14 protein-coding genes are annotated in these 19,568 nt (G+C 73.2%); 8 read left to right on the forward strand and 6 right to left on the reverse strand.

Translation table 11 applies throughout. From position 1 onward, the window contains the following. Window positions 1-148: 148 nt before the first annotated feature. Complete coding sequence (locus EBM89_RS04975) at window positions 149-1,453, reverse strand: LCP family protein (protein WP_233571547.1); 1,305 nt, start codon at window positions 1,451-1,453, stop codon at window positions 149-151. Between the two features lie 97 nt (window positions 1,454-1,550). On the opposite strand from EBM89_RS04975, the gene galE reads away from it, so the two are divergent. Further along, complete coding sequence (galE, locus tag EBM89_RS04980; protein ID WP_122148361.1) at window positions 1,551-2,534, forward strand: UDP-glucose 4-epimerase GalE; 984 nt, start codon at window positions 1,551-1,553, stop codon at window positions 2,532-2,534. Window positions 2,535-2,603: 69 nt separating this feature from the next. Here galE and rfbB read toward each other — a convergent pair whose 3' ends face one another. Continuing rightward, a complete protein-coding gene (gene rfbB, locus EBM89_RS04985; protein ID WP_122148362.1) occupies window positions 2,604-3,599 on the reverse strand; it encodes a dTDP-glucose 4,6-dehydratase in 996 nt (331 codons plus the stop codon). 204 nt (window positions 3,600-3,803) lie between these two features. Between rfbB and EBM89_RS04990 the strand changes: the two genes are divergently transcribed. The 5 genes from EBM89_RS04990 to EBM89_RS05010 all read left to right on the forward strand — a co-directional run bounded on the left by EBM89_RS04990 (window position 3,804) and on the right by EBM89_RS05010 (window position 10,951). Next, window positions 3,804-6,581: a peptidoglycan recognition protein family protein gene (locus EBM89_RS04990; protein ID WP_158609506.1), complete on the forward strand. Its 2,778-nt coding sequence runs from the start codon at window positions 3,804-3,806 to the stop codon at window positions 6,579-6,581. A gap of 77 nt (window positions 6,582-6,658) precedes the next feature. Beyond that, complete coding sequence (locus EBM89_RS04995; RefSeq protein ID WP_122148363.1) at window positions 6,659-7,534, forward strand: class I SAM-dependent methyltransferase; 876 nt, start codon at window positions 6,659-6,661, stop codon at window positions 7,532-7,534. Then, window positions 7,531-8,367, forward strand: coding sequence for an ABC transporter permease (locus EBM89_RS05000; RefSeq protein ID WP_233571548.1), 837 nt, complete (start codon window positions 7,531-7,533; stop codon window positions 8,365-8,367). Before EBM89_RS04995 ends, EBM89_RS05000 begins: the two co-directional genes overlap by 4 nt. Then, a complete protein-coding gene (locus tag EBM89_RS05005; protein ID WP_233571549.1) occupies window positions 8,364-9,545 on the forward strand; it encodes an ABC transporter ATP-binding protein in 1,182 nt (393 codons plus the stop codon). Before EBM89_RS05000 ends, EBM89_RS05005 begins: the two co-directional genes overlap by 4 nt. After that, on the forward strand, window positions 9,542-10,951 hold the full coding sequence (locus EBM89_RS05010; protein WP_233571550.1) for a glycosyltransferase: 1,410 nt from the start codon (window positions 9,542-9,544) through the stop codon (window positions 10,949-10,951). Before EBM89_RS05005 ends, EBM89_RS05010 begins: the two co-directional genes overlap by 4 nt. A 26-nt stretch (window positions 10,952-10,977) precedes the next feature. Here EBM89_RS05010 and EBM89_RS05015 read toward each other — a convergent pair whose 3' ends face one another. After that, window positions 10,978-12,480, reverse strand: coding sequence for a glycosyltransferase family 2 protein (locus EBM89_RS05015; RefSeq protein ID WP_122148365.1), 1,503 nt, complete (start codon window positions 12,478-12,480; stop codon window positions 10,978-10,980). Continuing rightward, complete coding sequence (locus EBM89_RS05020) at window positions 12,477-12,824, reverse strand: hypothetical protein (protein ID WP_122148366.1); 348 nt, start codon at window positions 12,822-12,824, stop codon at window positions 12,477-12,479. The genes EBM89_RS05015 and EBM89_RS05020 overlap by 4 nt, the downstream gene beginning before the upstream one ends. A 64-nt stretch (window positions 12,825-12,888) precedes the next feature. On the opposite strand from EBM89_RS05020, the gene EBM89_RS05025 reads away from it, so the two are divergent. Beyond that, the gene (locus tag EBM89_RS05025) at window positions 12,889-15,516 is read left to right on the forward strand and encodes a glycosyltransferase (RefSeq protein ID WP_122148367.1); all 2,628 of its coding nucleotides are present in this window, start codon (window positions 12,889-12,891) and stop codon (window positions 15,514-15,516) included. 100 nt (window positions 15,517-15,616) lie between these two features. After that, window positions 15,617-18,283, forward strand: coding sequence for a SpoIID/LytB domain-containing protein (locus EBM89_RS05030; protein WP_122148368.1), 2,667 nt, complete (start codon window positions 15,617-15,619; stop codon window positions 18,281-18,283). Between the two features lie 111 nt (window positions 18,284-18,394). Here the strand turns inward: EBM89_RS05030 and EBM89_RS05035 are convergent, their stop codons facing one another. After that, window positions 18,395-18,787, reverse strand: coding sequence for a DUF2304 domain-containing protein (locus EBM89_RS05035; RefSeq protein ID WP_122148369.1), 393 nt, complete (start codon window positions 18,785-18,787; stop codon window positions 18,395-18,397). Then, on the reverse strand, window positions 18,784-19,566 hold the full coding sequence (locus EBM89_RS05040; RefSeq protein ID WP_122148370.1) for a glycosyltransferase family 2 protein: 783 nt from the start codon (window positions 19,564-19,566) through the stop codon (window positions 18,784-18,786). Before EBM89_RS05040 ends, EBM89_RS05035 begins: the two co-directional genes overlap by 4 nt. Between the last annotated feature and the right edge of the window lie 2 nt (window positions 19,567-19,568).

The raw sequence follows: 19,568 nt of genomic DNA on the forward strand, positions 1-19,568 counted from the left end.
CGCGACGGGCGCGGTGCCGTCCCGGGCTCGGGCGACCGTCCCGGGCCGACCGGCGTCGCGCCGTCGGCGTCGGGCCGACGGCCACGGCCGCCGGGCGAGAAGCTCGGCGGTGCCGGGCGCCGGCCGGAGTCCTCGGGGCGCGCCACGATCAGCAGACCGCGGTGATGTCGCCGGCGGAGAAGGCCTCCTTGCCCGCCTCGCGGGTCTGGGCCGGCGTCGGCGCCTGCGTCGTGCCGTCGCCGGGCGCAGCAGTGCCGGGGTCGGTGCCGGGGTCGGTCCCCGTGGTCCCGCCGGCGTCGGGCGTGCCCGCGGTGTCGCCGCCGGCCGACGCCGGGTCCTGGCTGGTGCCCTCGAGCATCGGCCGGTCCGCGGCGACGTTGGCCCAGATGGTGTCGGCCTCGGAGGTCCACTCCACCCGGTTCCGGTCGCTCGCGGCGGCCGCGAACGGGATCGTCATGAACGAGACGTTACCGAGCGAGACGCTCCGCAGGCTGTAGGCGAGCCCGGCCATGTCGGTGATCGAGCTGAACCCGCTGTCGATGGACAGCGACTCCGTCGCCGAGTCGAGGAACCGGATCAGCTGAGTCACGTCGGTGAGCATGTTCTTGCCGAGCAGCTCCTCGACCATCGCGGCGAGCAGCTGCTGCTGGCGACCGAGCCGGTTGGTGTCGGAACCGTCGCCCACGCCGACGCCGGTACGGGCACGAGCGAAACCGAGCGCCTGCGTGCCGTTGAGCGTCTGCTGCCCGGCCGACAGCGTCAGCGCCGCCTTGGGCGAGTCGATGTCGTTGGGGATGCACATGGAGACGCCGCCGATGGCGTCGACCATCTTGGTGAAACCGGCGAAGTCCACGACGACGAAGTGGTGGATCGGGACGCCGGTGTTCTCCATGACGGTGTTCACGGTGCACGCGGCGGCCGAGGCGATGTCGCCGCCGCGGTCGGCTCCGAGCGCGAACGCCGAGTTGAACATCGCCCGGGACTGCGGCGACGTCGTGGAGCCGTCCGACATGGTGCACGACGGGATGCGGACCAGGGAGTCGCGGGGGATCGAGATCAGCTCGACGCGACTGCGGTCGGCGGAGATGTGGGCCACGATCGTCGTGTCGGACCGCATGCCGTCGACGTGGCCGCCGATGGCCTCGTTCTCGCCGTCGCGCTCGTCGGACCCCATGAGCAGGATGTTCACGGCCTGGCCGGCGTTCGGGTCGTTCGGGTCGGCGGGGCCGGTCGCGGACGCGGCGGGCTCCGGCAGGTCGCGGATCAGGTCGCTGGCGTCGATCGAGCTGATGTTGCTGTTGAGCTGGACGTACAGCGCGGCCGCACCCGAGGCGCCGAAGCAGAGCACCGTGACCACGGTCAGCGCCACGCCCCGGAGCACCGCGTGGCTGCGCCGGGGTCGGCCGTGGCGGACGGCGCGCGGGCGTGCAGGAGCGGCGTGGCGGGAGGTCACGAGGACCGAGCATAGGAGCCGTGGCTCTGCAGGTGAGGGAACCTGGGGGGTGAGGCGGTGGAGGAATCGTGCAGGCCGCCTCGTTAGGGTGGGTGCCATGACTGTCCTCGTCACCGGCGGAGCCGGGTACATCGGGGCGCACGTCGTCCGTCTGCTCGTCGAGGACGGCCGGGACGTGGTCGTGGTCGACGACCTGTCGGCGGGGACGGCGGAGCGCGTCGGCGGTGCGGAGCTCGTGCGGCTGGACGTGGCGGCGGCGGGTGCGGCCGAGGTGCTCGGCAACGTGGTGCGGCGTCGCGGGGTGAGCGAGGTCGTGCACTTCGCGGCCCGCAAGCGGGTGGACGAGTCCGTGGCGGACCCGCTGCGCTACTACCGGGAGAACCTCGACGGCCTGGCGGCGGTCCTCGACGCGGCCGTCGCGCACGGTGTGCGCTCCGTGGTGTTCTCCTCCTCGGCCGCCGTGTACGGCGACGTCGCCAGCGGTCTGGTCCGCGAGGACGCCGCGACCTCCCCGGTGAACCCCTACGGCCGGACCAAGCTGGTGGGGGAGTGGATGCTGCGGGACGTCGCCGCGACCGGTGCGCTGCGGGGCACCGCGCTGCGGTACTTCAACGTGGCGGGCGCGGGGTGGCCGGACCTGGGTGACCCCGCGGTCGCGAATCTCGTGACGCTGGTGCTGGACGCGCTGCGTCGCGGCGAGCGACCGGTGGTGCTCGGCACCGACTACCCCACCTCCGACGGATCGGGCGTCCGGGACTACGTGCACGTCCTCGACCTGGCCCGCGCCCACGTCGCGGCGCTCGACGCGATGGCCGGGGACGGGGAGCCGTACCGCTGCTACAACGTCGGTACCGGCGTCGGGACCTCGGTGCTGCAGGTGATCCACGGGCTGGCCGAGGTGACCGGGATCCCGGTGGACCCGGTGCTCGCCGGGCGCCGGGCCGGCGACCCCGCCGAGGTCGTCGCCGATCCGGCGGCGATCGGTCGCGAGCTCGGCTGGCACGCTCGCGAGCCGCTGTCCGCGGTGCTCGCCAGCGCCTGGTCGGCCTGGCAGCACGCGCAGGCGACCGCGTCGCGCTGACCCGGCCGGTACGACGGAGCCCGCCGCCCCTGCGGGGGTGCGGCGGGCTCCGTCGTCAGGCGTGCCGGATCAGCGGCCGAGCTGGGCGTACTTCGCCTCGGTCGCGTCCTTCTGCGGCCGCCACCAGGCCTCGTTGGCCCGGTACCACTCGATCGTCGCGGCGAGGCCGTCGCGGAACGTCGTGTACCGCGGCGTCCAGCCGAGCTCGGTGCGGAGCTTGGTGGCGTCGATCGCGTAGCGCAGGTCGTGGCCCGGGCGGTCGCTCACGAGGTCGTACGCGTCGGCCGGCTGGCCGGTGAGCTCGAGGATGAGCTCGACGACCGTCTTATTGTTCTCCTCGCCGTCGGCACCGATCAGGTAGGTCTCGCCGAGGCGGCCCTTCGTGATGATGTCCCACACGGCCGAGTTGTGGTCCTCGACGTGGATCCAGTCGCGCACGTTCTCGCCCGTGCCGTAGAGCTTGGGGCGGATGCCGTCGACCACGTTGGTGATCTGGCGCGGGATGAACTTCTCCACGTGCTGGTAGGGCCCGTAGTTGTTGGAGCAGTTCGAGATCGTCGCGCGCACGCCGAACGACCGCGCCCACGCGCGCACCAGCAGGTCCGAGGACGCCTTGGTGGACGAGTACGGGCTCGACGGGTTGTACGGGGTGTCGGCCGTGAACTTGGCCGGGTCGTCCAGCTCGAGGTCGCCGTACACCTCGTCGGTGGAGATGTGGTGGTAGCGCACGTCGTACCGGCGCACGGCCTCGAGCAGCGTGTACGTCCCGATCACGTTCGTGTGCACGAACGGCCACGGGTCGTGCAGCGAGTTGTCGTTGTGGGACTCGGCGGCGAAGTGCACGACGACGTCGCTGTTCTTGACCAGGTCGTCGACGACGTCGTGGTCGGTGATGCTGCCCTTGGCGAACGTCACCTGGTCCCACACGGGCGCGAGGCTCTTCTCGTCGCCGGCGTAGGTCAGGGCGTCGAGGACGGTGACCTGGACCTCGGGGTGCTCGCGCACGACCTGGTGGACGAAGTTGGAGCCGATGAACCCGGCTCCGCCGGTGACGAGCATGCGCACGAGAGGACCTCCGATGTGGGTTGAGCCGTCCCACCCTACCGAGGTCGAGGGCGGGCGGAGAACCGGGGCACTTTGGACATCCGCGACCGCGGAGGTGACGTTTCGGCCTCAGTTCGGCGGGACACGCGGGGCACGTCCTTGACGGGAGTCAACCTGTGTCTGACCCTGCGGATGTCCGTCGCCCGTCCACCCCAGGGACCTCACATGCCATCGCGCCTCGCGCTCAGCCTGCTCGTCGCCGTCGCCACCGCGCTGCCCGCAGGTCTCGTCGCGCCGACCGCGACGGCCGCCGACCAGCTCGCAGGCCGCAGCACCGCTGCCGCCCCGCCGGTCGGTGTCACCGAGGAGTCGCTCGAGGCCTCGCTCGGCGCGGAGGCGACGGAGGCACCGGACGACCCGGCGGTCGAGACCACCGTCGACGAGACCGACGTCGTGGTCGCGCCGCTGGCGGAGGCCGCGTCCCCCGCCGCGCGGGCGCAGGAGCGGACGACGCAGGGCGACGCCGTGCTGCCGGGTTCGTCGCAGGAGCTCGACCCGGTGGACGCGGCGGACGGACCGGTCGTCGCCGACGTCGTGGACGACGGCGAGCCCGCGCGCGTCGTCACGCCCCCGGTGCAGACCGGCGGGGCCCAGACGGTCGGGGTGACCTGGCCGGCCGGCGCGCAGGCGGCGGACCTGGAGCCGCAGGTGCGCTCGCTCACCGAGGACGGCTGGACCGGATGGGTGGACCTGGAGGCCTCCGACCTCGCCGCCGACGCGGGGACCACGGACGCCGAGCACGAGCTGCGGGGCGGGACCGACTCCCTGTGGATCGGGGACGCCGAGGCGGTCCAGGTGTCGTTCGCCGCCACCGCCGACGGCGGGCCGCAGGGGATGAGCCTGGCGATGGTCACCTCGCCGGAGGAGGAGCCGGCCGTGCAGGGCGCGTCCTCGTCGGGTGGGCTCGTGATCCGCGACGCCGCGTTCGTCCCGGCCGCCGTCGCCGCGCCGCGGGTGTACTCCCGTGCCGAGTGGGGCGCGCGCGCCCAGTCCTGCGCCCCCGACGTGGCGCGCACGCTGCTCGCCGCCGTGGTGCACCACACCGCGGGCAGCAACTCGTACTCGACGGTCGCGCAGGCCATGCAGCAGATCCGGAACGACCAGGCGTACCACATCACCGGACGCGGCTGGTGCGACATCGGGTACAACTTCTTGGTCGACAAGTGGGGCAACGTGTACGAGGGTCGGGCGAACTCCGGCACGCAGCCGGTCATCGGCGTGCACGCGGGCGGCTTCAACACCGCCACGGTCGGCGTGTCCATGCTCGGCGACTACAGCGGCGTCACGCCGTCCGCGGGCACTCAGGAGTCCGTCGCCCGCGTGATCGCCTGGCGGCTCTCGCAGTACCACCGGGACCCCACGAGCACGGTCGGGTACACCACGCTCGGCGGCGAGAACTCCCGCTACCCCGGGGGGACCACCCTCGCGCTCCCGGTCGTCGTCGGTCACCGCGACACCGCGTACACCGCCTGCCCCGGCAACGCCGGGTACGCCGTGCTCGGCGCGATCAAGAACCGGGCTCGCGCCATCATCGGCGCCGGCTTCGTCAATCCCGCGGCGACCACGACGTCGATGGGAATCGGGGGATCGGTGTCCGTTACCGGTGGCGTGATCACGGGCGCGAACTGGTCGCTCGCGGTCACGGACACCCGGACGGGCATCATCGTGCAGCGTGTCAACGGGTCGTCCGGACCCTCGGGCGGTGGCGCGATCGCGACCTGGAACGGGCGCGTACCGGCGGGGACGGCGGCGGGTCCCGGCACGTACCGGCTCACCCTGACCGGGACCTACGGGGCGACGACGCTGGTGCCCTACACCTCCACGGTGACGATCTCCGGCAGCCAGAACCCGCCCACGGTCGCGCCCGTGGCACTCACGGGTGACCTCGGCTTCGTGCCGATGGCGCCGGTGCGGCTCCTCGACACCCGTCCGTCCGCAGCCTCGCTCGGCCCGGACTCGCGGTTGGACCTGAAGGTCGCCGGTGTCTCCGGCATCCCCGCGGACGCCAAGGCCGTCGCGCTGACCGTCACCGCGGTCAACTCGTCCACGATCACCCACGTGCGGGCGTGGCCCGCCGGGCAGGCCCGTCCCGACGCGTCGGTGCTGAACACGGACCCGGGCCGGACGACCGCGGGTTCGCTGGTGGTCGGCGTCGGGGGTGAGGGCAAGGTCAGCCTGTACAACAACCTCGGCAGCACCCACCTGCTCGTCGACGTGACGGGCTACTACACGTCCGCGGCCACCAGCGGCTTCGAGCCGCTCCCCACCGCCGTCCGTGCCCTCGACACCCGCCAGGCCGGCGGTACGGTCGCACCGGGCACGCGGCGCACCGTCCAGGTCGCCGGTGCCGGTGGCGTTCCTGCTGACGCCACCGCGGTGGCGGTGAACGTGGTCTCGGTCAAGCCCTCGTCGGTGGGCTACGTCTCGGTGATCCCGAGCGGGGCGACGGCGGGCACCACGTCCACGGTCAACAACCAGCCCGGGCGGGACACCGCGAACCGCGCGGTCGTCACGCTGGCCGGCGGCAAGCTCGACGTCTACGTCGGTGGCGTCGCGCAGCACGTGGTCGTCGACGTGGTGGGCTGGTACGGCTCGGGGGCCGACGCGACCTTCACGCCGGTCGCCCCGGTCCGGGCCTTCGACACCCGGTCCGGCAGCCCGCTCGGTGCGGGGGAGCAGCGCTCGCTGACCGTGTCCGGTCTGCCCGCGGGGACCACCGCCGTGGCGATGAACCTCACCTCGACGAGGGCGACGTCCGCCGCGACCTACCTGACGGTCTGGGGGTCCGGTGCCCGTCCGGCCACCTCCGACCTGAATGCCGGTGCGGGGCGTGACCAGGCCAACCAGGTGTACGTGGCGCCGGCCTCGGGACGGGTCAACGTCTACAACAACCTGGGCTCGTCGCACGTGGTCGCGGACGTCTTCGGGTACTTCTCCGACTGACCGGTCGGTCCGGGGGCGCGGCCTCGCGCAGGTATGCTGACGCGGCGCTCGCGCCCCCGGACGATCGGAAGCCTCCTATGTCGCAGTACGACACGACGCTGGACCTGTCGGTGTCGAACACGAGTCACGCCCAGGTGCTGAGCCTGGTCCCCGCCGGGAGCGAGGTCCTGGACGTCGGGTGCGCCACCGGCTACCTCGCCGAGGCGCTCGTCGCCCGCGGGTGCACGGTGAGCGGGATCGAGTACGACCCCGAGGCCGCCGAGAAGGCGCGCCCGCACCTCGACCACCTCGTGGTCGGGGACCTCAGCACGATGGACGTGGCCGCCGAGTTCGAGGGCCGCACGTACGACGTGCTGGTCTTCGCCGACGTGCTCGAGCACGTGGCCGAGCCCGCGGAGGTGCTGCGCGGCCTGCTTGCCCTGCTGCGGCCCGGCGGCTCGGTCGTGATGTCGATCCCCAACGTCGCGCACGGCTCGCTGCGGCTCGCCCTGCTGCAGGGCCGGTGGCAGTACACCAAGGTGGGGCTGCTCGACCGCACGCACATCCGGTTCTTCACCCGCAAGTCCGTCCTGGAGCTGCTGGACGAGACGGGGCTGGCCGCCGCCGACTTCCGCACCACGTTCCGGGACCCGCTGTCCGCGGACGTCGACGTCGACGTCGACGCGTTGCCGCCGGGCGCGGTGGAGTGGGTCCGGCAGCAGGAGGACGCGCAGACGTTCCAGTTCGTCGTGCGCGCGGTCCGGGACGACGCCGACGCCGCGCTGAGCCGGGCGGTGTCTGAGCGCGAGGTGCTGCGGTCGCAGGTCGCGGCGCTGCGCGCGTCGGCCGAGCAGGCCCGTGGTGAGCGGGACCAGGCGGTCGCCTCGCTGCGCGAGGTGCAGTCGACCCTGGGCTGGCGGCTGCTCCGCGTGCCCCGGTCCGTCTACGGCCGGCTGCGCGGGGGCGCCCGATGATCACGATGGTGCGCGAGCTGCGCGCAGCCCCGGAGCTGCTGGCGAACCTGACGCGACGCGAGGTCAAGGGCAAGTACAAGCGGACCGTGCTCGGTCAGCTGTGGTCGCTGGTGAACCCGCTCGCGCAGATGATCATCTTCACGGCGGTGTTCTCGTTCGTGCTGCGCGTGCCGATCCCGACGGGTGATCCGTCAGGGCTGCACAACTTCGCGGTCTTCCTGCTGTGCGGCCTGCTGCCGTGGGGCTTCTTCGTCAACGTCATCAACGGCGGCATGGACTCGCTCGTGGCGAACGAGAACCTGATCAAGAAGGTCGCGTTCCCCCGTGCCGCGCTGCCGCTGGCCAGCGCGTTCTCGCTGACGCTCTCGTGGTCCATCGAGATGGTCGTCCTGCTGGTCGCCCTCACCGTGCTCGGTGCGGCGTCGCTGCTGTGGACCCCCGCGCTCGTGCTCGTCATGGCCCTGCTCTTCGCCTTCGCGTTCGGCGTCGCCCTGCTGCTGTCCGTCGCCAACGTGTACTTCCGCGACACCCAGCACTTCGTGGGCATCCTCACGCAGGCCTGGTTCTACGCGACGCCGATCGTGTACCCGACCTCGCTGGTCCTGGAGCAGTCGGAGAAGATCGGGTCGCTCATCGGCTCGTGGACGCTCTACGACTTCTACCGCCTGAACCCGATGGAGCGGTTCGTGGAGCTGTTCCGCTCCTTGCTGTACGACAACCGGTGGCCACCGCTGGACTCGACGCTGTACTGCGTCGCATGGGCGCTGGTGGCCCTGGTCGTCGGCGCGGCGGTGTTCAGGCGGCACGAGAAGAAGCTGGCGGAGGCGCTGTGAGCGAGGCAGCGGTCACGGTCGATGCCGTGACCAAGAAGTTCCGGGTCTACCACGAGCGGAACCAGACCCTGAAGGCGGCCGTGATGCGCCGTCGGCGCTCGGTGTACGAGGACTTCCTCGCGCTGGACGACGTCTCGTTCGACATCCCGCAGGGCAGCACCTTCGGCCTGGTGGGGGACAACGGCTCCGGCAAGTCGACGCTGCTCAAGTGCCTGGCGCGGATCCTCTACCCGGACGCCGGCGCGGTGCGCACCCGGGGCCGGGTCGCGGCGCTGCTCGAGGTCGGGTCGGGGTTCCACCCCGAGCTGTCGGGCCGGGACAACGTGTACCTGAACGGCTCGATCCTCGGGATGAACCGGGACGAGATCGACCGCAAGTTCGACGCGATCGTCGACTTCTCGGGCGTCGAGCAGTTCATCGACCAGCCGGTGAAGAACTACTCCTCGGGCATGTACGTCCGGCTCGGCTTCGCCGTGGCGATCCACGTCGACCCCGAGATCCTCCTGGTGGACGAGGTGCTCGCGGTCGGCGACGCCGCGTTCCAGGAGAAGTGCACGGAGAAGTTCGTGGAGTTCCGCCGCGACGGGCGCACCGTGGTGGTGGTCAGCCACTCGATGCCCTCGCTGCGGAACATGTGCGACAACGTCGCGTGGCTCTCGCACGGCCGGCTCGTCGAGACCGGGGAGGCCAAGCCGATCCTCGAGCGCTACCTGGACTCGACGCGGACCGACACGACCACGGACCAGGACGGAGCCGTGCGCTGGGGCTCGGGGGAGGCGCGCATCGACGGCGTCGACCTGCTCGGGGCGTCCGGCTCCGCGTCCTCGTTCCGCACGGGTGACGAGGTGACGGTCCGCATCCGGTACACCGCGCACGAGCGCATCGAGAACCCGGTCTTCGGGCTCGCGCTCGAGTCGCACGACGGCGTCTACCTGTGGGCCAACAACACCCGCGACCTCGGCCACCGGATCGAGGCGATCAGCGGCACCGGCTCGGTCGACTGCACGATCCCCCGGCTCGCGCTGCAGCCCGGGTCGTTCCAGGTGATGGCCTCGATCGTCGACCAGTCGACGACGCACGTCTACGACTACCTGCGGGAGGGCGCCCGGCTGAACGTCGACTTCGGCACCCCCGTGGAGTCGGGCGGCTACCTCGCGCTCGACGGGCGCTGGTCGTGACCGCCGGCGTGCTGCCGCCCGCCGTGGCCGGCACCCGGCAGCGGGTCCTCGTGGTCACGCTGGACACGATCGCGGACCGGATGGCCGGCCCCGCGATCCGGGCGTGGGAGATCTCCCGCGCGCTGAGCGAGGAGCACGACGTCCGGCTGGTGACGTTCGGGCGCTGCACCCGGGACGGCGTCGGGTTCCGGGCCGCCCGCACGACCGTGGAGGCGTTCCGCGAGGACGTCGCGGCGAGCGACGTCGTCATCGTGCAGGGCTTCGTGTTCAACGCGTTCGCCTGGCTGCAGGAGTGCCCGCAGGTCCTCGTGGTCGACCTGTACGACCCGTTCCAGCTCGAGACGCTCGAGGTGGACCGGTTCAAGCCCGCCGCGGAGCGCGAGCGAGCGCTGGCGTTCGCCCTGGGAGAGCTGCGCGACCAGCTGCGCCGGGGGGACTTCTTCCTGTGCGCCTCGCGCCGGCAGCGCGACCTGTGGTTCGGCCACCTGTCCGCGGCGGGTCGGATCAACCCCGACACCTACGACGCCGACCCCTCGCTGGCGTCGCTGCTGTCCATCGTGCCGTTCGGCACCAGCGAGCAGGCACCGTCGCCGCAGCGGCACGCGATCAAGGGCGCGACGCCGGGCATCGGGCCCGACGACAAGGTCGTGCTGTGGGGCGGAGGCGTCTACAACTGGTTCGACCCGCTGACGTTGGTGCGCGCGGTCGACCGCGTGCGCGCGCGGGTGCCCGAGGTCCGGCTGTACTTCCTCGGGATGAAGCACCCGAACCCCGACGTGCCCGAGATGGCGGTCGCGTCGCGGTGCCGCGACCTCGCCGACGAGCTCGGCCTCACCGGGACCCACGTCTTCTTCAACGAGGAGTGGGTGCCCTACGAGTCGCGGGCCGACTACCTGATGGACGCCGACGTCGGCGTGAGCTGCCACTTCCCGCACGTCGAGACCGAGTTCTCGTTCCGGACGCGGATCCTCGACTACCTGTGGGCAGGGCTGCCGATCGTGTCCACCGAGGGCGACGGGTTCGCCGACCTCGTCCGCCAGCGCGGGCTGGGGCGCGCGGTCCCGGCGGAGGACGTCGACGCGCTCGCGGAGGCGCTCGGCGACCTGCTGACGGACTCGGCTGCTGCGGATGCGGCGCGTGCTGCGGTCGCGCAGACCGCACGGGAGTTCACGTGGCCGGTGGTGCTCGCTCCGCTGGTGGAGTTCTGCCGGGCGCCACGACGCGCGGCCGACGCCCACCGGCTGACGACGACGGACCCGGCCGCGCCGGTGCCGGTCGTGGTGCCGCAGGTCGGACGTCTGCGTGCGCTCCGCTCCGACGCCGGTGCCGTGTGGCGGCACCTGCGTGCGGGCGGCCTGCGTCAGGTCGTGGCCAAGGTCCGCTGGCGGCTCGCCCGCCGGCGCTGACCCGCTGCGCGCGGCCCGAGGGCGGGTCAGCGCACCGAGCGGTGGTTCACGTGGGGGTCGTGCTTGGCGAGCTCGAGCGTCTTGTCCATCAGGTACTGCCGCTCGAACGGCCGCACGTCCGCGACGCGGCTCGAGCTCTCGTAGTGGTAGAGCGTGGCGAACGGGGTGCAGACGACCGCTCGCCCCGAGGCGACGACCTTGTGGCAGAAGTCCACGTCGTTGAACGCCATCGGCAGCTCCTCGCTGAACCCGCCGAGCTCGAGGTACAGCGCGCGGGGCACCAGGACGCAGGCTGCGGTGACCGCGAGGTAGTCGACGTCGACGATCTTGGTGCCGAAGTGGCTGGCGTCGTCGGCGCCCACCCGGTGCGCGTGCACCGGCAGCCAGGCGTCGTCGTGCACGATGCCGACGTGCTGGATGGTGCCGTCCTCGAACAGCAGCTTCGCGCCGACCGCCCCCACGGCGGGGTCCTGCGCGACGGCGACCATGCGGTCGAGCCAGCGTGGCTCCACCACCTCGGTGTCGTCGTTCAGGAGCACGACGTGCTCGCCGCGGGCGACGCGGACGCCCTCGTTCACCGAGTACGAGAACGAGAACGGGCCGGTGACGGGGGCGACCACCAGGCGGTCACCAGCGAGCTCCCGGACCACGTCCACCACGCCGTCCGGGGTGTTCTCGCTGACGACCAGGACCAGCTCCCAGCGGGGGTAGGTGGTCCGTTCCACGAGCGACCGCACCGCGGTCTCGACGACGAGCGTCGACTCGCCCCGCACGTCCCGCCGTCCGCCGCCCGTGGGCACGACGACCGACACCAGCGGGGGCGGCTCGGGCAGCGTGCGCCAGACCCGGAGATACCCGTCCTGGTGCGCGACCTCCACGGTGGCGTCGACGCCGAGCCGCTCGTAGCGCGCCACGACCGCTCGGCGGCCGGCCTCGACGTCCTCGGGTCGGGTGGACGGGCGGTGCAGGCGGGTCACGCCCATGACCGGCAGGTGCTCGACGCGCTCCGTCAGCTCCGTGACGCGCAGGTGCAGGTCCCACTCCGCCGCGGACTCGTCAGGCCCGGCACCCGCCTGCTCGACCAGGGAACGACGCATCAGGCAGAGGCGGCCGAGGTAGTCCCAGCCCTCGAGGTAGTGCGGCGTCCAGCCCGGCTTGGTGTGGATCCCCTCGATGCCCGGTGCCTGCCACTGCTCGTCGGTGTAGAGCACGTCGGTCCCCGGTCGCGTGGCGAGGTAGTCCGCGGCGGCCTCGAGCACGCCGGGTTCGACCTCGTCCCCGGGGGCGAGCAGTCCCACGTAGTCCCCGGACGCGGCAGCGAGGCGGACGGCGAGGGTGCCGTCGTCGACCCAGCGGACTCGCCCGGGGAGTGTCGCGTCGACCTCTTCGCGTGCCTCGGCTCCGGCAGCGGTCGTCGGCACGACGAGCTCGGCGACGCCGGCGACGTCGAGCGCGACGCTCCGGACGGTGCGCAGCACCCGGGCGTCGTCGCCGCCGCCGAGCAGGACGAGGGAGAGCGTCGGGTTCATCGCTGCCGCAACCCCGCGCGGACGAACCGGCCGGCGACGCCCCGGGCGCGGCGCGCGAGCTCACGGGCCAGGTCCGCGGAGCTGCCGGGGCGGGCGATCTGCTCGGCCGCCGCGCGCAGCTGGGCGTCCCGCTCGACGAGCGCTGCGGTCAGGTCGCGGAGCACGGCGTCGCGTCGCGCCACGGCAGCGCGCAGCACGTGGAGCTCGGCGCTGACGGCGTCGAAGCGCTGCTGGAGGAGCGGCTCGGCCGTCTCCTGCGCGCGGCGCGCCATCGCGTCGTGCGCGGTCCGGTCGCGCCGCGCGAGGTCGGCGTGCCAGGTCGGGCGGGTCGACGATTCGGACATGGCCGGAACACTAGAGCATCGGGCGGCGACCTCCCGAGCGGCGCATGCCGTCTAGACTCGTCTGGTGCGTGTCGTCCAGGTCTCTGCCCACTACCCGCCGAACCTGGTGAGCGGCGGCACGCTCGTGCCGCAGCGGGTCGCCCGCGGGCTCGCCGCGCGTGGCCACCACGTGAGCGTCTACGCCGGGCACCTCGACGAGCGGCGCCCGCTGGACACCTGGACGGAGGAGGACGGCCACGGCGTCCGTGTCCGCTGGATCGCGACCACGCCGTGGACCGCGTGGTCCGACCCGCGCAACAGCCTCAACCCCGAGGTGACCGCGGACTTCGAGGAGTGGCTCGCCGGGGAGTGTCCCGACGTCGTGCACCTGCACTCGCTGCAGACCCTCGGTGCGGGACTCGTGAGCGCGGCCCACCGCTCGGGGGCCAAGGTCGTCGTCACGATGCACGACTTCTGGTGGTCCTGCGCCCGGCAGTTCCTCGCCGCCCCGGACATGCGTCCCTGCAGCCTCGTCGTCGACTGCGGCACCTGCCCGTGCGCCGTCGACCACGCGTGGCTGCAACGGCGCAACGCGGCGCTGCACGAGCACCTGTCCGGTGCGGACGTGGTGCTCGCGCCCTCGGCCAGCGCGGCACGCGTCCTCGCCGCCAACGGTGTCGACCCGTCGCGTGTGGTGGTGGACGAGAACGGCGTGCCGGCCTCCGACCTGCCTCCCGTCGCGGAGCGTGCGCCTGCGTCCGCGGACACCCCGGTGCGTCTGATGTTCGCCGGTGGACCCGACCCCATGAAGGGTCTGCCGGTGCTGCTCGAGTCGTTGGCGGCGCTGCCCGCCTCGGGCTGGACCCTGGATCTGTACGGCGTGCGGCGCGACACGTTGCCGCACGGAGCCAGGGTGCCGGGCACCGTGCGGTTCCCGCCGGCGTACGACCGCACGACCGTCGCGGACGTGATGGCCGCGCACGACGTGCTCGTGCTGCCGTCGGTGATGCGCGAGTCGCACTCGATCGTGACCAGAGAGGCGCTGGCGGCGGGGATGGCGGTCGTGTGCACCGACACGCTCGGCCCGGAGGAAGTGGTCGAGGACGGGGTCAACGGGTTGGTCGTGCCCGCCGCCGACGCCGAGTCGCTCGGTGCGGCGCTGGCGCGGCTGGTCAGCGAGCCCGGACTCGCCGGACGGCTGCGGGACTCGGGCAAGGCCGTCGCGATCCGCGACTTCGAGGACCAGCTGGACGGTCTGGAGTCGCTGTACGCCGACCTGGTGGGACCGGGGGGCGCGGAAGAGGAGGACGTCGTGGCGGGATCGGGAGCGCCCGGAGGGCGACGGGAGCAGGCCATGAGCCCTGACGGCCTGGACCCCGCGGCGCTGGACGCCGCGGAGGCGGCACTGCTGCGTCGTGTGCTGGTCGTCGTCGGTATCCGGGGCGCGGCTCTGCGGTACCGCGGCTTCCTCCCGGCGGAGGCACTCCGGCTGCGGGGGGTGCACGTCGACGTGCTGCACTACCGGGACCCGCAGGTCCCGGTGCTCGCGGCCGACGCGGACGCGCTCGTGCTGTACCGGGTCCCCGCGACCTCGCAGATCGTCGACATGGTCGCGGACGTCCGCGCGCGGCCTCGTCCCGTGCCGGTCCTGTTCGACATCGACGACCTGATCTTCGACCCGGCGCTCGAGGGCGAGGTGCACGGGCTCGACGTGCTGTCCCCCGAGGAGCACGCGCTCTGGTGGCGCGGCGTCGCCCGGTACCGGACCACGATGGAGCTCGCGGACGCGTACGTCGGCAGCACCGAGCGCCTCTGCGAGCACGCCACCCGGACCACGGGCCTGCCGGCGTTCCGGTTCGCCAACGGCGTGGGCATCGACCTGGCGCAGCAGAGCGACCTCGCCCGCCGGCGCGAGCGCACCCCCGGGCCGTTGCGCATCGGCTACTTCAGCGGGACCAACACGCACGACGCCGACTGGGCGGTCGTCGAGCCCGCCGTGGCCCGCGTGCTCGCGGAGCGACCCGACGTGGAGCTGTGGATCGGCGGCTTCCTCACGACCGGGGCCGCGCTGGAGCCGTTCGAGCACCGGATCCGTCGGCTGCCGATGCTGCCCTGGTACGAGCTGCCGGGCCGGCTGCGGGACGTCGACGTGAACCTCGCCCCGCTGGTGCTCGAGAACACGTTCAACGAGGCGAAGTCCGCGATCAAGTGGCTCGAGGCCGCGCTGGTGGAGACCCCGACCGTGGCCTCGCCGACGCAGCCGTTCCGCGAGTCCGTCGACGACGGGCGCACCGGCTTCCTGGCCACCACCGAGGACGCGTGGGCGGACGCGATCGGCGCGCTGCTGGACGACGCGCTGCTGCGCCGACGTGTCGGGGCCGCGGCACGGCGCGAGGCGCTCCTCAGCTGGGGTCCGCACAGCCAGGCCGACGTGTACCTCGGTGTGCTGCGGTCCGCCGCGGCCGTGCGTCGGGAGCACGGGCCCCGGCAGCGGACGAGCTGGGAGCCGGTCGTGGACGACGAGCCGTTCGACGCCGCCGAGGGCTGGATCGACGTGCACCCGGGGATCCCCACGGACGGGCGCGCGGCGCTGGCGTCCCGAGTCGCGGGACTGCCTGGCGGGCGGTACGCCGTCGCGGCCGTGCGTGTGCTGCGGGCCGGTGGACCGGGCGCGCTGGCACGGAAGGTCGTGGCGAAGGTCGGCGGTCGCTGAATTCGGGGCGATTCGCCCACGTACGCGCCGAACCGCCCCGCAGCTCGGACCACCTCCCTATCCTGGGTCGGCACCCCGCACCCGCCGAGAGGTCCGAGTCGTGAACACCCTGCGCCGCCTGACCGCGGCCGTCGTCGCCGCCCTGCTCACCGCGACGGGGCTGGTCGCGCTCGCCCCGGCCGCCAGCGCGGCGGAAGAGGTCTACCCGGCACCGGCCTCCGGGTCCTGGACGGTCGACGGACGCGCCTACGGGCACGGCCGCGGCATGTCGCAGTGGGGCGCCCAGGGGGCCGCGCTGCAGGGTCGGACCGCCTCGCAGATCCTCGACTTCTACTACCCGGGTACCGGGACCGGCTCGGTCGCCGGGCAGTACGTGAAGGCGACGCTCGCGGCGTTCGCACCGTCGGCCACCGTGACGGTGTGGAGTCCCGAGAACCGGAACATCCGGATGGGTCCGATCAACGGTGAGGTGGTCCTGCCCCCCGGGCGCTGGACGGTCACGATGTCGGGCGGGACGGTCACCGCGGAGAAGCGCACCGTCGTGAACGGGCCCGTGGTCGACCGACGCACCTACTCCGGTGTGCTGCGGTTCGAGTCCCAGAACGAGTACGGGATGATCGTCGCGGCGAGCCAGTCCGCCACGACCGGCCGGTGGTACCGGGGCGATCTGCGGATCGAACCGACGTCGGGCACGACGTTCAACGTCACCAACAGCCTGCCGATGGAGGACTACCTGCGCAGCGTCGTGCCGCGCGAGTCGCCCGCCAGCTGGGAGCCGGCGGCGCTCCAGGCGCAGTCCGTCGCGGCGCGGTCGTACGCGTGGTGGAAGGTCACGCGCGGGCAGACCCTGTGCGACACGACCACGTGCCAGGTGTACTACGGGCGGGGCGTCGCGAACGCCGCGGGCGCCCTCACGACGTCGTACGAGCACAGCCGCTCGGACGCGGCGATCGCCGCGACCAACGGGCAGGTCCGCACCTACGGCGGCTCCGTGGCGTTCACCGAGTTCTCGTCGTCCAACGGCGGGTGGACGGCCGCAGGCTCGGTGCCCTACCAGGTGGCCAAGGCCGACCCCTGGACCGGGTCCGCCCCGGGGGACACGGTCACGGCGTGGACGGCGACGCTCGCCGTGTCCCGCGTCGCGCAGTCCTGCCCGGGATCCGGCGGCACGCTGCGCAACCTGGTCGTCACCGGGCGGACCGGCAACGGCCCGCTCGGAGGTCGGATCTCCCAGGTCCGGCTGGAGTGCAGCACGGGCAACGCCACCGTGAACACCCCGGCCTTCGGGCTGCGGTCGTCGTGGTGGCAACCGCGCGCCACTGCACCGGTCCTCGGGTCCCCGGCCTTCTCCGCGACCACCATCGACCACGGGGCGCAGATGAGCATCGGGGTGACCCCGAACCTCGCGATGAGCTGGACGCTCACGGTCGTCGACCGGAGCACGGGGCGTCGGGTGACGCAGACCACGGGCAGCGCCCAGGCCGGCACGCGGTTCAACGCGACCTGGTTCGGCACCTACGACGGGAGGACCGCGGCCGACCCGCCGTACGTCGGACCGGGCACCTACAACGTGACGCTCACCGCGGTGGACCCGGCAGGTCGGAGCGCCGCTCCCGTGACCACCCAGGTCACGGTGCGTCCGCCCGCGGATCCCGCGGCCCCCGCGGCCGTGCCGCTGGTCGGCGACGGCGGTTACGTGCCCGTGACCCCCGCCCGGATCACCGACACCCGCACCACCTTCCAGTCCCTCGGTCCGGGGCGCCGTGCCGACGTCGCGGTGCTCGGTCGCGGCGGCGTCCCCGCGAGCGGGGTCACCGCGGTGGTGCTGAACGTCACCGCGGTCGGCTCGACCGTCGCGAGCCACCTGCGGGTCTGGCCCGCGGGCTCGGCGATGCCGAACGCCTCGGTGCTGAACACGGCCCCGGGTCGAACCCAGGCGAGCCAGGTCGCCGTCGGCGTCGGCGGCGACGGCAAGGTCAGCGTCTACAACGCCACCGGCACGACGCACTACGTCGTGGACGTGCTCGGGTACTACACCACCGACCTCGTGGGGTCCGCCCGGTACACGCCGGTGGACCCGGCCCGTGCCCTGGACTCGCGCACGGGCGGCGCCCTTGCGGCCGGCAGCACCCGGGCCGTCGACGTGGCCTCGGTGCTCGGCGTGCCCGCCGCGTCGCTCGGCGCGGTGACCGTGAACGTGACGACGACCCGGGCGTCCGGGGCGGGGTACGTGGTCGCCTACGGGGCGGGCGCGCTGCCCACGGCCTCCACCGTCAACCTCGTGCCGGGAGCGGACATCGCGAACCGCGCGGTCGTGCCCGTGGTCGACGGCAAGATCACGCTGGGCGTGCAGGGGTCGTCCGTGCACGTGCTCGTCGACGTCGTGGGGTGGTACGGGAAGCCGGGTGCAGCGGAGGGATCGCTCTTCACGCCCGTGCAGCCGTCCCGCGTCCTCGACACCCGAGGTGGGGCGCCCGTCGGCCCGGCTGCTGAGGTGCGGGTCCAGGTGACCGGTGGGGCGGTCCCGCCCGACGCGACGGCGGTCTCGGGGACCGTCACGGCCGTGAACCTCACCGCGCCCTGGACGCACGTGCGGGTCTGGCCCGACGGAGAGCCGCGCACCGGGACCTCGGACCTCAACGCGACCCGGGGCTACACCCAGGCCAACGCCGTCACGACGCGCACCGGGGTCGGGGGCGGGGTGCGCCTGTACAACGACCAGGGCACGGCGCACCTGATCCTGGACGTCGCCGGCTACTTCCGCTGACGGTGCCGGTGGGCCGCCCGTGCAGGGCGTGGGAGGCCCACCGGTGCCGTCGGGCAGGCACCAGGCCGCCGCACCGACGTCCGGTCGGCGCCGGCTGGTCCGGGCAGGTCGTCAGCCCGTGCGCCCCGGGGGGAGACCGGTGTCGTCACCGGCCGGGGTGCGCGGGCCACGCAGCTGCTCGACGTCGAGGCGCAGCAGCGCGACCTCCTCGGCGAGCGTGCGCGTCTCCTCCTCGAGCTGCGAGATCTCGACGCTGAACTGCACGCACACGATCAGCAGCACCACCCCGCTGACCAGGAACAGCAGGTTCACGGGTGTCTCCACGCCCAGGAGGTCCGCGAGGCGGGCCAGCACGGAGGGGATGGCACCGACGACGACGACCGCGCCGGCGAGCAGGATCCAGGCGGCCGCGTACTTCTCGCGGATCCGCCGGGACCGCAGCAGGTAGACGATCGCCCCGACGGTCACCGCGCACATCACGAGCGCGGTCACGTAGCCGGTCATCCCTTCACCTCCGCGGCGGCGTGGAACCGGGCGCGGGCCGTCCGGTTGGTCGGTCGGCTCAGGGCGATCCCCAGAGCCAGGACGGCGCGGCCGAGGAAGACGGCCGCGCGGAGCGGGCTGTGGGAGGGGCGCCCGCCCTGCCGTTCGCGCATCGACACCGGGACCTGCCGGACGACCAGTCCGGCACGGGCGGCGATCACCAGCGACTCGACGGTGTCACCCAGGTACTCGGCGGGGTACTCGGACGCGAACAGCGGCAGCGCGCGCGGACCGGCGAGCTTGAACCCCGAGGTCGTGTCGGTCAGGCGCGTGGCGGTGACACGGGACAGGACACCCGCCAGCACCCGCATCGCGGCGCGGCGCGGCCCGCGGGCCTCGTAGCTGCCCGCGCCGGCGAACCGCGCGCCGATCACGACATCGGCGTCGTGCTCCCGGGCCGCGGCGAGCAGCTCCGGGATCGCGCGCGGGTCGTGCTGGCCGTCGGCGTCGAGCTGGACCACGGCGTCGTAACCGCTGCGCAGCGCGTACTTGAAGCCGGCACGCATCGCTCCGCCGACCCCGAGGTTGATCGGCAGGTCGAGCACCGGGACACCCTTCGCTCGGGCGACCGCGGCGGTCGCGTCGCGGGAGCCGTCGGAGACGACCACCACGTCGGTGGCGGACAGAGACCGTTCGGCCGCGCAGACGGCGTGGACCTCGTCGAGGACGCCGGGCAGGGCGTCCTCCTCGTTCCAGGCGGGGATGACCACGAGCACGCGGTCGAGGCTCGTGTGGGGCACCC

The organism is Cellulomonas triticagri, from assembly GCF_003696205.1.
In the GTDB taxonomy this organism is placed as follows: Bacteria; Actinomycetota; Actinomycetes; order Actinomycetales; family Cellulomonadaceae; genus Cellulomonas; species Cellulomonas triticagri.

Excerpts from the sequence above, each read along its gene's own strand:
- galE (WP_122148361.1), top strand. The coding sequence starts at position 1,551 with ATGACTGTCCTCGTCACCGGCGGAGCCGGGTACATCGGGGCGCACGTC.
- EBM89_RS04990 (WP_158609506.1), top strand. The coding sequence starts at position 3,804 with ATGCCATCGCGCCTCGCGCTCAGCCTGCTCGTCGCCGTCGCCACCGCG.
- EBM89_RS04995 (WP_122148363.1), top strand. The coding sequence starts at position 6,659 with ATGTCGCAGTACGACACGACGCTGGACCTGTCGGTGTCGAACACGAGT.
- EBM89_RS05000 (WP_233571548.1), top strand. The coding sequence starts at position 7,531 with ATGATCACGATGGTGCGCGAGCTGCGCGCAGCCCCGGAGCTGCTGGCG.
- EBM89_RS05015 (WP_122148365.1), bottom strand. The coding sequence starts at position 12,480 with ATGAACCCGACGCTCTCCCTCGTCCTGCTCGGCGGCGGCGACGACGCC.
- EBM89_RS05020 (WP_122148366.1), bottom strand. The coding sequence starts at position 12,824 with ATGTCCGAATCGTCGACCCGCCCGACCTGGCACGCCGACCTCGCGCGG.
- EBM89_RS05035 (WP_122148369.1), bottom strand. The coding sequence starts at position 18,787 with ATGACCGGCTACGTGACCGCGCTCGTGATGTGCGCGGTGACCGTCGGG.